At 68.5% G+C, this 12,390-nt stretch carries 13 protein-coding genes; 9 read left to right on the top strand and 4 right to left on the bottom strand.

All coding sequences use genetic code 11. The annotated features are described in order from the left end of the window. The 3 genes from ABEA43_RS66985 to ABEA43_RS66975 form a co-directional block, all read left to right on the top strand. Window positions 1–508 (top strand): GNAT family N-acetyltransferase (locus tag ABEA43_RS66985; RefSeq protein WP_345581137.1); only part of this gene is annotated, 508 nt, incomplete at its 5' end. Further along, window positions 505–801 carry a DUF952 domain-containing protein gene (locus ABEA43_RS66980; RefSeq protein WP_345581134.1) on the top strand — a complete coding sequence of 99 codons (297 nt, stop codon included), beginning with the start codon at window positions 505–507 and terminating at the stop codon, window positions 799–801. The genes ABEA43_RS66985 and ABEA43_RS66980, both read left to right, overlap by 4 nt. Before the next feature lie 20 nt (window positions 802–821). Further along, window positions 822–1,196 (top strand): nuclear transport factor 2 family protein, encoded by a 375-nt coding sequence (locus tag ABEA43_RS66975; protein WP_345581131.1) that lies wholly within the window; start codon window positions 822–824, stop codon window positions 1,194–1,196. Window positions 1,197–1,279: 83 nt separating this feature from the next. Here the strand turns inward: ABEA43_RS66975 and ABEA43_RS66970 are convergent, their stop codons facing one another. Continuing rightward, a complete protein-coding gene (locus ABEA43_RS66970; protein ID WP_345581128.1) occupies window positions 1,280–1,504 on the bottom strand; it encodes a hypothetical protein in 225 nt (74 codons plus the stop codon). Between the two features lie 436 nt (window positions 1,505–1,940). On the opposite strand from ABEA43_RS66970, the gene ABEA43_RS66965 reads away from it, so the two are divergent. The 4 genes from ABEA43_RS66965 to ABEA43_RS66950 all read left to right on the top strand — a co-directional run bounded on the left by ABEA43_RS66965 (window position 1,941) and on the right by ABEA43_RS66950 (window position 7,102). After that, a complete protein-coding gene (locus ABEA43_RS66965; protein ID WP_345581125.1) occupies window positions 1,941–2,195 on the top strand; it encodes a hypothetical protein in 255 nt (84 codons plus the stop codon). Between the two features lie 503 nt (window positions 2,196–2,698). After that, window positions 2,699–4,438 (top strand): enoyl-CoA hydratase-related protein, encoded by a 1,740-nt coding sequence (locus tag ABEA43_RS66960; protein ID WP_345581122.1) that lies wholly within the window; start codon window positions 2,699–2,701, stop codon window positions 4,436–4,438. 16 nt (window positions 4,439–4,454) lie between these two features. Beyond that, a complete protein-coding gene (locus tag ABEA43_RS66955) occupies window positions 4,455–5,984 on the top strand; it encodes a helix-turn-helix domain-containing protein (RefSeq protein WP_345581119.1) in 1,530 nt (509 codons plus the stop codon). A gap of 68 nt (window positions 5,985–6,052) precedes the next feature. Further along, window positions 6,053–7,102, top strand: a complete 1,050-nt coding sequence (locus tag ABEA43_RS66950) for a tyrosine-type recombinase/integrase (protein ID WP_345581116.1) — start codon at window positions 6,053–6,055, stop codon at window positions 7,100–7,102. Between the two features lie 276 nt (window positions 7,103–7,378). Here ABEA43_RS66950 and ABEA43_RS66945 read toward each other — a convergent pair whose 3' ends face one another. Together ABEA43_RS66945 and ABEA43_RS66940 are read right to left on the bottom strand one after the other, a co-directional pair. Beyond that, entirely contained in the window at window positions 7,379–8,293 is a 915-nt protein-coding gene (locus ABEA43_RS66945) for a phosphotransferase (protein WP_345581143.1), read from the bottom strand. A gap of 251 nt (window positions 8,294–8,544) precedes the next feature. Further along, window positions 8,545–10,098, bottom strand: coding sequence for an MFS transporter (locus ABEA43_RS66940; RefSeq protein WP_345581113.1), 1,554 nt, complete (start codon window positions 10,096–10,098; stop codon window positions 8,545–8,547). A 108-nt stretch (window positions 10,099–10,206) separates the two neighbouring features. Between ABEA43_RS66940 and ABEA43_RS66935 the strand changes: the two genes are divergently transcribed. Together ABEA43_RS66935 and ABEA43_RS66930 are read left to right on the top strand one after the other, a co-directional pair. Beyond that, the gene (locus tag ABEA43_RS66935; RefSeq protein ID WP_345581110.1) at window positions 10,207–10,983 is read left to right on the top strand and encodes a TetR/AcrR family transcriptional regulator; all 777 of its coding nucleotides are present in this window, start codon (window positions 10,207–10,209) and stop codon (window positions 10,981–10,983) included. A gap of 268 nt (window positions 10,984–11,251) precedes the next feature. Next, entirely contained in the window at window positions 11,252–11,650 is a 399-nt protein-coding gene (locus ABEA43_RS66930) for a helix-turn-helix domain-containing protein (RefSeq protein WP_345581105.1), read from the top strand. Between the two features lie 52 nt (window positions 11,651–11,702). Here ABEA43_RS66930 and ABEA43_RS66925 read toward each other — a convergent pair whose 3' ends face one another. Next, window positions 11,703–12,260 carry a DJ-1/PfpI family protein gene (locus ABEA43_RS66925; RefSeq protein WP_345581140.1) on the bottom strand — a complete coding sequence of 186 codons (558 nt, stop codon included), beginning with the start codon at window positions 12,258–12,260 and terminating at the stop codon, window positions 11,703–11,705. Window positions 12,261–12,390 lie beyond the last annotated feature (130 nt).

Here is a 12,390-nt window from a genome sequence, read left to right as displayed (position 1 = left end):
CCGGGTCGCCCCCGACGACCTCGACGCCGTCAACTCCTACGAATCCCTGCCCCACGTCACCCAATACCTCTACTGGGACCCCCGCGACCGCGACACCAGCCGCACCTACCTCGACAAAAAAACCACCCGCACCGCACTCCTCGACGAAGGCGACGCCATCGACCTCGCCATCACCCTGCGCACCACCGGCCACGTCATCGGCAACTGCCTGCTCATCTGGACCAGCAAACACCACCGCCAAGGCGAAATCGGCTACATACTCCACCCCGACCACCACGGCCACGGCTACGCCCCAGAAGCCGCCCGCGCCCTCCTCCACCTCGGCTTCACCGACCTCCAACTCCACCGCATCACCGGCCGCCTCGACGCCCGCAACACCGCCTCAGCCCGCGTCCTGGAAAAAATCGGCATGCGCCACGAAGCCACCCTCATCGACAACGAACTCGTCAAAGGCGAATGGTCCAGCGAAAGCATCTACGCCATCCTCGACACCGAATGGACCCCATGACCATCCACCACCTCGCCCTGCGTACCGACTGGGACAACGCCCAAACCACGGGGGAGTACCGCATCTCCACCCTCGGCCGCACCCTCGACGAAGAAGGCTTCATCCACTGCAGCCGCGACCACACCCAGCTGCGCACCGTCCACACCACCTACTACACCGGCGTGACCCAGCCCCTCATCATCCTCGACATCGACACCACCGGCCTCGACATCCGCACCGAAAACGGCTACCCCCACCTGTACGGACCCCTGCCCGTCACCGCCGTCACCGCCACCCACCCCTACAAACCCTGAACCAGGCCCCCACCCACACCATGAACACCCGAACCGCCGCCCAGCGCTTCGCCGACACCTGGCAGCACGGCTGGACCCACCACGACACCACCGCCATCACGGCCCTCTACCACCCCGACGCCGTCCACACCAGCATGCCCTTCCGGCCACCCCACCACGGAAGACCAGCCATCACCGACTACATCCAATGGTCATTCGACGGCGAAACCCAACCCCACGTCACCTTCGCCACCCCCATCGTCGACGGCGACCAGGCCGCCATCGAATTCCGGGTCCACGCCCTCGACAACGGCCGGCCCATCACCCTCGCAGGCTGCGTCTTCGCCCGCTTCGACCCCGACGGCCTCGCCGTACACACCCGCGACTACTGGCACACCACCGACGGCCACCAATAACCCCACCCGGCACGGGCAGCCACCAGCCCGCACAGCCGGGCCACCCCGCACCGAACACACCCCATCAGCCGAAACGGCCGAACTCAGCGCACCACCCGCAACTGCGCACCACCAGGACCGACCGCCACCGGCGGCGCCTGCTGCTGCCGAGGACGCGCCATCTGCTGCGTCTGCTGCTGATCCACCTGATGCTGCGCCATCTGCTGCTGCTGCGCCTGCTGGTGCTGAGCCAGCTGCTGACCCTGCTCCACCGCCTCGGCACGCCGCTCGGCGCACCCACCGCCGCAGTAACCGTTCGTCACGATCAACCGCCCACGCAACGTGGTGTACGCGTCCTTACCGGTAGCGGGCACAACCCCCTGACACACCGGACATAACACTGACTGACTCCCCACGTGCTGCTCCTCTCGCGGCGCGAATAGCAGGAGCTCCACCCTAAAACCCCACGTCCCGCCAAGGACAGCGAATCAACATAACGTCAAAGCGGCCGTCAAGCCACAGGGGAGCCGCACACACACCGTCACATCGACCGGAAACCCCTTGCGGCCACCGCAAACCCGCCGCACGCCACACCCTCCGGCGCGCCGGAGCGCCGCCAAAAAATCTTCACACGAAACCCATCGGCCCCACCCGGCGAGGGGAGCGCCTGCCCCTTCCGGATCACATCTACTTGACATAATGTTCATTATCAAGCAAAGAGATAGGTCCCGAATAAAGCCCGCACTCCAGGGCAGACACCAGCACATGTCCCCCCTGGAGGTCACCACACCGACCCTCGTCGCCCTGACGGCCGTCGTCACCGCCGCCGCCATCTGGCTGATCATCCTGGCCGTACGGCTCACCAAGCGCCCGCGCAACCGCCCGAACCCCAGTATCGATCTTGTCGATCAGGCTCGCGAGATGAAGGCGCTCGGGCAGATCCAGGAAGCCGTGTTCCTCGTACGCGGCGAGACCGGCATGAGCCAGCGCGCCGCGGCCCGCTTCGTCAACCGGCTCTGAGCGCTCCTCCCCGTCACGCCGAGCCCAAGCGACCTTCTATCCCATACCAAACAGAAGGGGGATTCTGTTTGGTATGGGACAGAAGAGCATGAAGGTGTCGCCATGGGCCATGTGCTGGCCTTTCGGGGCAAACCAGGCAGGAAATCCGCAGATCGGCGCACCCGTACAGTCGGCGGGGCGAGCGGGCAGCATGGCGCGGCCTCTTCGCCATTCGAACAGTTGACCGACATCTCTGGTCAGGCACAAGGGTGTTCCGGACCGGTCCCTCTCCCCCGGGTTTCGGCTGGGCCTGTGGTGCGGCGGGCGACCGTACAGGGGGATCTTTTCGGGCAAAGTGGGTCAATTAGGGCTGGTCAGGGCGGGTTTTTGCGGCGAATTGTCACCAGCAGTCGATGATTCGTGTCAGCATCAATGACATGTATGGGTCATATGGGACCGCCTTAAATGCCTGTGCGTGGTGGGATCGCCCGTCCGGCTGAGCTGTCTCGTGCCCGTCTCGTCCCGTGTCCTCTCCCCTGCTGGAAAGAAGTGCCGCGTTGCGTATCTTGCTGCTTTGCTCCTCGTTCAATGGCCTGACCCAGCGTGCGTGGCTGGAGTTGCGGCGGGCGGGTCATGACGTGAGTGTCGAGCTGGCCGTCTCGGAGGAGGCGATGGTGGAGGCGGCGGAGGTGGCGAAGCCGGATCTGGTGATCTGCCCGTTCTTGAAGGAGCGGGTGCCGTCGGCGTTGTGGCGGGCGCATCGTACGGTGATCGTTCATCCGGGGCCGCCTGGGGATCGTGGGCCGTCGTCGCTGGATTGGGCGATCAGGGAGGCGGAGTCGGAGTGGGGGGTGACGGCTTTGCAGGCGGTTGAGGAGATGGACGCGGGGCCGATCTGGGGGTATCGGACGTTCGTGTTGCCGGAGGAGGCGCCGCGGAAGTCGGCGTTGTACAACGGGCCGGTGGCGGATGCGGCGGTTGAGCTGGTGGTGGAGGTGGCGGGGAAGGCGGCGGACGCGTCGTTCGAGCCGGTGCCGCTGGATTATCGGTCGCCGGAGGTGCGGGGGCGGTTGCGGCGGGCGATGCGGCATGCGGATCGGGAGTTCGCGTGGGCTGATTCGACGCAGGAGATCGTGCGTACGGTGCGGGCGGCTGATGGGTCGCCGGGTGGGCGGGCTCGGTTGTGCGGGTTGCCGGTGCGGGTGTTCGACGTGTATGCGGGGCCTGTTGAGGTGTCTGGGCGGCCGGGTGAGGTGGTGGGGCGTCGCGAGGGTGCGGTGCTGGTGTGCACGGGTGATGGGTCGTTGTGGGTGGGTCATGTGCGGATGGAGCGTGAGGGGGCGATCAAGCTTCCTGCGGCGATGGCGTTGGGTGAGCTGGTGGCGGGGGCTCCGGAGCGGTCGGGGTACAGCGAGATCACGTATGACCGTAGTGATGGGGTGGGGGTGGTGAGTTTTGATTTCTACAACGGGGCGATGTCGACGGAGCAGTGCCGGCGGTTGGCGGCGGCGTTGCGGTATGCGGCGGGGCAGGATACGCGGGTGCTGGTGGTGCGGGGTGGTGAGGTGTTTTCGAATGGGATTCATCTGAATGTGATCGAGGCGTCGCGTCATCCGGAGTTGGAGGCGTGGATGAACATCAATGCGATCAATGGGGTGTGTCGTGAGGTGATCGGGTGTACGGGGCAGTTGGTGGTGGCGTCGTTGGGGGGTAATGCGGGTGCTGGTGGGGTGATGATGGGGTTGGGTGCTGATCGGGTGGTGGTGCGGGAGTCGGTGGTGCTGAATCCGCATTATCGGACGATGGGGTTGTTCGGTAGTGAGTTCTGGACGTATGTGTTGCCGCGGCGGGTGGGTGCGGAGGTGGCGTTGCGGTTGACGCAGGAGGCGTTGCCTGTGGGTGCGGCGCAGGCGGTGGAGGTGGGGTTGGCGGATCGGGTTCTGGGGGGTTCGCGGTTGGAGTTCGAGCGTCGGGTGCTGGAGTACGCGGAGCGGCTGGCGGTGGATCCGGGTTACGATCGGTTGCTTGCGGGCAGGCGGAAGGCGCGGGAGGCGGATGAGCGGCGTAAGCCGTTGGATGCTTTCCGTGCTGAGGAGCTGGCGGAGATGAGCAGGGACATGTTCGATGATCGGAACGGGTTCCGTGAGGCTCGGCGGGCTTTTGTGCACAAGGTGAAGGCGTCGGGGACTCCTGAGCATCTGGCGCGTCATCGGGAGTTGTCCGGCGCGTCGGCCCCTGCGGTCGCGGGCGCATCTCATATGTGAGATATGGTCTCGTGTTGTGGCAGATGATTATCTAGTGCGGATCGGGCGGTTGATCCGGGACGCGCGTCAGCATCGTGGTTGGACGCAGCTCCAGCTGGCGGATGCGTTGGCGACGAGTCAGAGTGCGGTCAACCGGATCGAGCGCGGTAACCAGAACATCAGTCTTGAGATGATCGCCCGGATCGGTGAGGCTCTCGACAGTGAGATCGTCTCGCTTGGTTATGCGGGGCCGATGCATCTGCGGGTGGTGGGTGGCCGGCGGTTGTCGGGCAGTATCGATGTGAAGACGTCGAAGAACGCGTGTGTGGCGTTGCTGTGTGCGTCGCTGCTGAATTCGGGGCGGACGATTCTGCGTAAGGTGGCGCGGATCGAGGAGGTGTACCGGATTCTGGAGGTGCTCGCTTCGATCGGGGTGCGGGCGCGGTGGATCAACGAGGGCAGTGATCTGGAGATCGTGCCGCCGGCTCGGCTGGAGCTGGAGGCGATGGATACGGAGGCTGCGCGTCGTACCAGGAGTGTGATCATGTTCCTGGGGCCGCTGATGCATCGGACGGAGCAGTTCCAGATCCCGTATGCGGGTGGGTGTGATCTGGGGACGCGTACGGTTCAGCCGCACATGTCGGCGTTGCGGCCGTTCGGGCTGGACATCACGGCGACGGGTGGGTTCTATCACGCGCGGGTGGATCGGGCGGTGTCGCCGTCGCGGCCGATCGTGCTGACCGAGCGTGGTGACACGGTGACGGAGAACGCGTTGCTGGCGGCGGCGCGGAATGACGGGGTGACGGTGATCCGTAACGCCTCGTCGAACTACATGGTGCAGGATCTGTGCTTCTTCCTGGAGCAGCTCGGTGTGCGGGTGGACGGCATCGGGACGACGACTCTGACGGTGCATGGGCTGGCCTCGATCGAGCGGGATGTCGACTACTCCCCCTCTGAGGATCCGGTGGAGGCGATGAGTCTGCTGGCGGCGGCGGTGGTGACGTCGTCGGAGCTGACGATCTGCCGGGTGCCGGTGGAGTTCCTGGAGATCGAGCTGGCGGTGCTGGAGGAGATGGGCCTCGATCATGATCGGGGGCGGGAGTATGCGGCGGCGAACGGCCGTACGCGGCTGGTGGATCTGACGGTTCGGCCGTCGAAGCTGGTCTCCCCCATCGACAAGATCCATCCGATGCCGTTCCCTGGGCTGAACATCGATAATGTGCCGTTCTTCGCGGCGATCGCGGCGGCGGCGCAGGGTTCGACGCTGATTCATGACTGGGTGTATGACAACCGGGCGATCTATCTGACGGAGCTGACGCGGCTGGGGGCGTCGGTGAAGCTGCTGGATCCGCATCGGGTGCTGGTGGAGGGGCCGACGCGGTGGCGCAGTGCGGAGATGATGTGCCCGCCGGCGTTGCGGCCTGCGGTGGTGGTGCTGCTGGCGATGATGGCGGCTGAGGGCACGTCGGTGCTGCGGAACGTGTATGTGATCAACCGGGGGTATGAGGATCTGGCTGAGCGGCTGAACGCGCTGGGGGCGCGCATCGAGACGTTCCGCGACATCTGAGTTTCTGTCGGTGAGGGCCGCTACCGTCTTGTCTGGATCTTCTTCGTTGTGAGGTGAAGGGGGATGCGGTGCGGCCTGCGGAGCTCGACCGGTTGACGGTGGCGGAGGCGGCTGATCGTTATGTGGAGCTGGTGCGGGCCAAGACGCTGACGGGGGCGTTGTCGGCGTCGACGGCGGAGGTGTACGCGCGGGATGTGGCGACGCTGGTGGCGCTGGCGGGTGAGCGGGTGGTGCTCGACGATTTGACGGGTGAGGACGTGGACGCGATTTTGCTGGCGTTCGCGCGTAAGCCGGATGGTCGTGGTGGCGGGGGTGATCGGGGTGGCCGGGGGGCGGGTGCGCGGGGCGGGGGTGCGCAGTCGCCGTCGTCGCAGGCGCGTTTCCGGCGGTCGATCTCGGCGTTGTTCAAGCATGCGGCGCTGGCCGGGTGGGTGCAGATCAATCCGATGACGCAGTCGACGGTGACGGCGAAGGTGCGTGGGGGGTTGCGTCCGCAGCGGCGGGCGCTGACGCGGGAGCAGGCGCAGGGGCTGATCGGGGCGGCCCGTACGTTGCCGCAGGCGGCGCCGGAGGAGGGTAAGCGGCGTGATCAGCGGATGGAGTTGCGTGATGCGGTGATCGTGTTGCTGTTGTCGACGATGGGGCCGCGGGTGTCGGAGCTGGTGCGGGCCAATGTGGAGGATTTCTTCACCAATGACGGGGTGCGTTATTGGCGGATCTTCGGTAAGGGCGGCCGGACGCGGGATGTGCCGTTGCCGGGTGATGTGGCGCGGGTGCTGCAGGTCTATCTGGAGGAGGGGCGTGCGGCGGAGGTGCAGGACAAGGCGTTGTTGTTGTCGTGGCGGGGGCGCCGGTTGGCGCGGGGTGATGTGCAGGCGGTGATCGATCGGGTGCAGCGGCGGGTGGATCCTGATCAGCGGCGGTCGGTGACGCCGCATGGGTTGCGGCATACGACGGCGACGCATCTGCTGGCGGACGCGGTGGACATGGATGCGGTGCGGCGGGTGCTGGGGCACAGTGATCTGTCGACGCTGGGGCGGTATCGGGATGAGTTGCCGGGTGAGCTGGAGGTGGCGATGCGGGCGCATCCGCTGCTGCGGGGCAAGCCGGGCGATTGACGGGCGCCGCTCGCGGGGTGGCCGTGCTTGGGGTACCGGGTTCGGCGCTTGGGTGGCCGGGTGGCCGTGCTTGAGGGGCGCCGCTCGCCTGGGTGGCCGTGCTTGGGGGTGCGTGTACGCCGTCCGTTGCGGGGGTCCCACTCCCCCGCGTCTTGAGGATGCTCTCGGGTGTGGGTGATGTGCGGCGGCATCGCCGGTTGTTTGCCGGTGGTGGGGTGGTGCGTTCTCTTCGTGCGGCGGCGTGGGGTGGGTGTGCGCCGGGCTTGTGTGCGGGTGTCAGGCGTTGGCGCGGCGGAGGCGTTCGGCTGCTTGTGCCTTGAGCGCGTTGCCGGATGTCGGGGGGTCGCCGTGCAGTGCTTCCCATCGGGCGTTGTGCGCGGCCGGCCACAGGCTGGCCGCCCATGCGGTCTCCTGCTCGGCGGTGGTGAACCGGCGTCCGCGGATGTCCTGGTAGGCCGTCAGGAACGCGTGTGAGCTTTCGATCGGTGCCAGGGTGGGCGGGCCGGCGCTGGCGAAGGCTCCGCTCGCCGCTCCTGCCAGGGCCGCCTCTGGTTGCCATGCCAGGCTGTCCCAGTCGTGTACGGCCCATATCTGGTGGCCGTGCCATCGGAGGTTCTGTGCCTCGAAGTCGGCGTGGCCCAGCACGTTCGGCAGGTGGGCGGCGAGGATGCGTCGGCGGGCCCGGTGGGCCGTGTCGGCGATGTGTGCGGGCACGGTGCTCTGGTCCCGGTCGTCGAGGGATTCGATCGCCGGCCACACCCCTGGGTTCGTGTGGTCCCAGCGGACCCAGCGTGGATTCGGCAGTGGCGGTGTGAGGGTCGCGTCAGCGAGTTCGGCCATCAGGTGGGCGAACACCGTCGCGTAGCGTACGGCCGCGTCCGATGAGTCTTCGTGTGATATGTCGCCGCCGGGCCGGTGCTCCTCGGCGTGGACGGCCAGCGGGCCGACGCCGACGACGGGCGTGAGCGGCCGGGCGCAGGGGAACCCGCGCTCGGCCAGGCGGGTTTGCGCCGCGACGCACGATGCGGCCCGGCCGTCGTCGGCGCGTGCCTTGACCACGACGTCCGTGCCGCCGGTCAGCCGGAGACCGAACACCGTCGACATCTGGTGCAGCTGGAACAGCACGCCGGCGGGTTCGCCACCCAGGTGGTCCAGGCACCAGGCCGGTAGCCAGTCCGGCAGATCGTCCATCAGCACAGTGAGCACTCTGCCATGGCGCGGGACGCCTGCTGCGGTGGCTCGCGTGCTGGGTGGCTCGCCTCCCGTGGCGGCTCGCGTGCCGGGCCGCCCGGCTCGTGCGCCCGCGACACCGTCAGCCGCACGCCGTCAGCTCGCGCTGGTGTGGTCTTCTGGCGTGGGCTTCTGTGGCTGCCCCGTCCTCACGCTGATTCCCGGAATTCCGTCGGGAGGTGCCTGTGTGTGAGTGCCCGTGCCGGGGCCGGCTATTTCTTGGGTGGTTGCGGCTGCGGGTGGTTGCGGATGAGGGTCAGCACCAGCGCGATGGTGATGACGGCCAGGCCCGCGGAGGTGTAGAGGACGGCCGATGCGCCGGAGGCGATGGCGTTGGCCAGGAGGTCTTCGACGGTGGTGCGGGCGGTGGCGGGGGTGAGGTCGAGGATGCGTTCGACGTCGCCGGCGGCGGCCGTGAGGATGGCTTCGCGTGTTGCGGTGGGCAGAGATGGTGCGGTGGCGAGGGTGGCGGTCAGGCTGGTGGTGTAGACGGCGCCGAGGACGGCGGTGCCGATGCCGGCTCCGATGGAGGCGAGGCTGGTGATCGTTCCGGCGGCCATGCCGGCGCGTTGTTTGTCGGTGACGTTCATGGCGACGGCCATGACCGGTGCGCCGGCGATGCCGCCGCCGATGCCCCAGATGAGCAGGGGGATGGTCAGGAGCCATGGGGAGATGTCCGGGGTGAAGGCCAGGGCCAGGAGGGTGGCGCCGGCGGCTTTGCAGGCGTAGCCGCCGGCGATGACGTGGCCGGGGGCGAATCGGGTCAGGAGTTTGCCGCCGAGCAGGCCTGCGGCCATCTGGGCGAGGAAGACGGGTGTCAGCAGCAGGCCGCTCTGTGTGGGGTTCAGGTGTAGTGACCCTTGGAAGTACTGCACGAAGTAGACCGTGCCGCCGATGGACAGGACGCGGGAGATGAAGACCGCCAGGGCGGCGCCGGTGAAGGCGGGCTTGCGGAACAGGGTGATGTCCAGGGTGGGGGCGCCGGCGCGGGGTTGGAGCAGGAGGAAGGTGGCGAAGAGGGCGGCTGCGGCGGTGAGCTGGGTGAGCGTCGCCGCTGATGCCCAGCCTTGGTCTTCGCCGCGGAGCAGTGCCAGGTTGGCCAGGGCGAGTGAGGCGATCAGGAGTGCGGTGCCGGTCCAGTCGGTGCGGCCGTGCCGGGCCTCTGGTTGAGCGCGTCTGGGGGTGTCGGCGGGAAGGGTTCGCAGGCACATGACGAAGGCGGCGGCGCCGATCGGTACGTTGATCAGGAAGATCGCGCGCCAGCTCAGTGCGTCGACGAGGGCGCCGCCCAGGAGCGGGGCGATCAGGCCGGCCGCGGTCGCCGCGCTCCCCCAGGTGGAGATGGCCATGTTGCGGCGTTCGCCGTCGAGGTGCTGGGAGAGGATGGGCAGCGCGTTGACCATCAGGATGGCGCCGCCGATTCCCTGTACGGCGCGGGCGAGGTCGAGCAGCGTGGTGGTCGGCGCGGCGCCGCAGACGATCGACGCCATGGTGAACAGGGCGATGCCGAGCAGGTAGATGCGGCGCCGGCCGATGCGGTCGGAGAGGCTTCCTGCGACCTGGGTGACCGCGCCCATGGTGATCAGGTATCCGATGATCACCCATTGGATGCCGGCGAGTGTGCCGCCGAGGTCGTTCTGGATGGCGGGCAGGGCGACGGTCACGATCGTCATGTCGATCACGACCAGTGCGGTGCCGGTGATGACCAGGGCGAGGATGGCGTGGCCGCGGGTTGCCGTGGGGTGGTCGGCGGCGGGCAGGGTCATCGGGGGTTCCCTGGATCGGCGTTGGTAAGGGTCACCTAAGAGAGGATGGGTCACGCCACGTCTTAAAGTCAACGGTGTGTGAAGTTCAAGGTTGGCTATGCTCGGACGGTGTCCCGAGTTCACGACCCGGCCGATCCCGGCGAGCCGAGCCCCGGCGAGGCCGATGCCACGGTCCCCGATGGCCCGCGCCGCCGTCGGCGGCCGCTCACGCGTAAGGGCCGGCCGACTCTGACCAAGGACCTCATCGCCCAGACGATGCTCGACCTGGCCGGCGTGCACGGCTTCCGTACGGTGACCATGCGGCTGCTGGCCGAGCATCTCGGGGTGACGGTGCGGGCCCTCTACAACCACGTCGCCGACCGTGAGGAGGTCGTGGCTCGCGCGGTGGCGCTGTTCACGGAGCAGTGGCCGGCCCCGCGGCCGGATCCCGGCGACTGGGAGCACAGCCTGCGGGAGTACGCCGCCGCGCTGCGCGCGATCTACCGGCGCTATCCACGGGCCCTGCTGGTGTCGCTGGACGAGCAGATCGACGGCCTCGCGATCTCCCAGGAGCGCCTGGTCCACACCGACGCCTTGCTCGGCATGCTGCGCGCCATCGGGCTCGGTGTGGCGCAGGCTCAGATCGTGCACCGGGATCTGAGCCTGCGCGTGTTCGCGTTCGTCCTGCTGATGGACTACCGCCAGGACCAGGGCGAGCCGGTCATGCAGCACACCCCGGTGCCGCCGCTCTGGCTGCGGGCGCACCCCGGCCTGGCGGTCCCCCACCTGCGCGAAGCGGTCGCCGCGGCTCCCCTGATGACCGTGGACGAGGCGTTCGAGCACACCTTGCACGGGCTCGTCGTCACCGTACGGGATCTGCTGGCCACGGCGGCGCACCCGGGCTGAGGCCATACGACAGGGAGGGTGCGGACGTGGATGCCGTTGAGGTGTTCGAGGCCCGGCGATCGGGTGAGCGTGATCTGGGCACGTGGTGCCGGATCTTCAGCGAGGGTCAGGCGGAGTCGTCCGGCGGGGCGGTCGCGCCCGGTGCGCCGGCCGAGCGGTTGCATGCGGAGACCGGGGGCGGTGTTCGGCGGTGGGCCGTCCGCCGGGCCGGGCGTATCTGCGGGGTGGCGGAGGTGCGGCCGCAGCGGTCCGTTTGCGGGAGGCGGGGGTGGGCGGGCGGCTGCTCGTCTGCGCGGTGGTCCACTCCCCCTCGGGCGAGATCGCCGGTGCCACGGTGAGCACGCTTCCGGGCCCGGGGGCGACGGTGGCGGATCAGCACGGCACCGCGGTGCTGCCGGCGCTGGCCCGGCACGGTCATCTCAGCGTGCGCAGCCTGCGCCGCCGCTTCGAGGAGTTGCTCGGGACGGCTCCGAGCGAGTGGTTGCGGCGCGAGCGGCTGCAGCTGGCGCAGCGGTTGCTGGAGTCGGGTGATGAGGCGGTGGAGCAGGTCGCGGAGCGGGCCGGGTATCCGTCGGCGGCGGCCATGCGGGCGGAGTTCGCGCGCCGGCTGCTCATCTCGCCGCGGCAGTACCGGCGGACGTTCCGCGAGCGCCGCCGGACCGGGTGACCGGCCCCCGACACACCGGGCTATCGCACCGGGCCCGGTCACGCCGCGGCGGTCACACGGGGGGTGCGGGCTCGTACTGGATGTAGCGGCGCACCTGGCGGGCGGCGTCCTCGCCGTCCAGGCGCTTGATGAGGTACAGCGCCATGTCGATGCCGGCCGACACGCCCGCGGCGGTGATCACCTGCCCGGTGTCGACGTAGCGGGCGTCTTCGCGTACCTCGATGCCCCGGCCGGTCTTCCGGAGGGCGTCCACCGCGCTCCAGTGCGTCGCGGCCGGTTTGCCGTCCAGCAGGCCCGCCTCCGCGAACACCAGGGCGCCGTTGCAGACGCTGGCCATCAGCGTGCCGCGCCCGGCCAGGGCGCGCAGCCGCTCGAAGACCACCTCGTTGCGGACGTTGTCGACCCTGCCGCCGGGCAGGACGACGAGGTCGTAGGCGGGAGCGCCCGCCCAGGCGTGGTCCGGGGTCACGCACAGGCCGTGGGCGCAGCGCAGGGGGTCGCGGCTCTCGGCGACCGTCGACACCTCCGCCGGGCCGCTGTCCATCCGCGACCACGCCGACAGCACCTCCCACGGGCCGGCGAAGTCGAGCTCCTCGGCGCCTTCGAACAGGTACGGGTGCCACCTGAATACGGCGGAAACGGGCCGCTGGCTTGATCACCGGTCGTTAAGATCTGAGGGTTCGCGCTGATTGGTGACGGTTTCCGGGGGTTCGGGTGGCGTCGATCGATCGGACGGCCTA

The organism is Nonomuraea rosea, from assembly GCF_039539705.1.
Lineage (GTDB): Bacteria > Actinomycetota > Actinomycetes > Streptosporangiales > Streptosporangiaceae > Nonomuraea > Nonomuraea rosea.
Note: the sequence above shows the minus strand (reverse complement) of the source record. Positions and strands in the feature narration are given on the sequence as shown.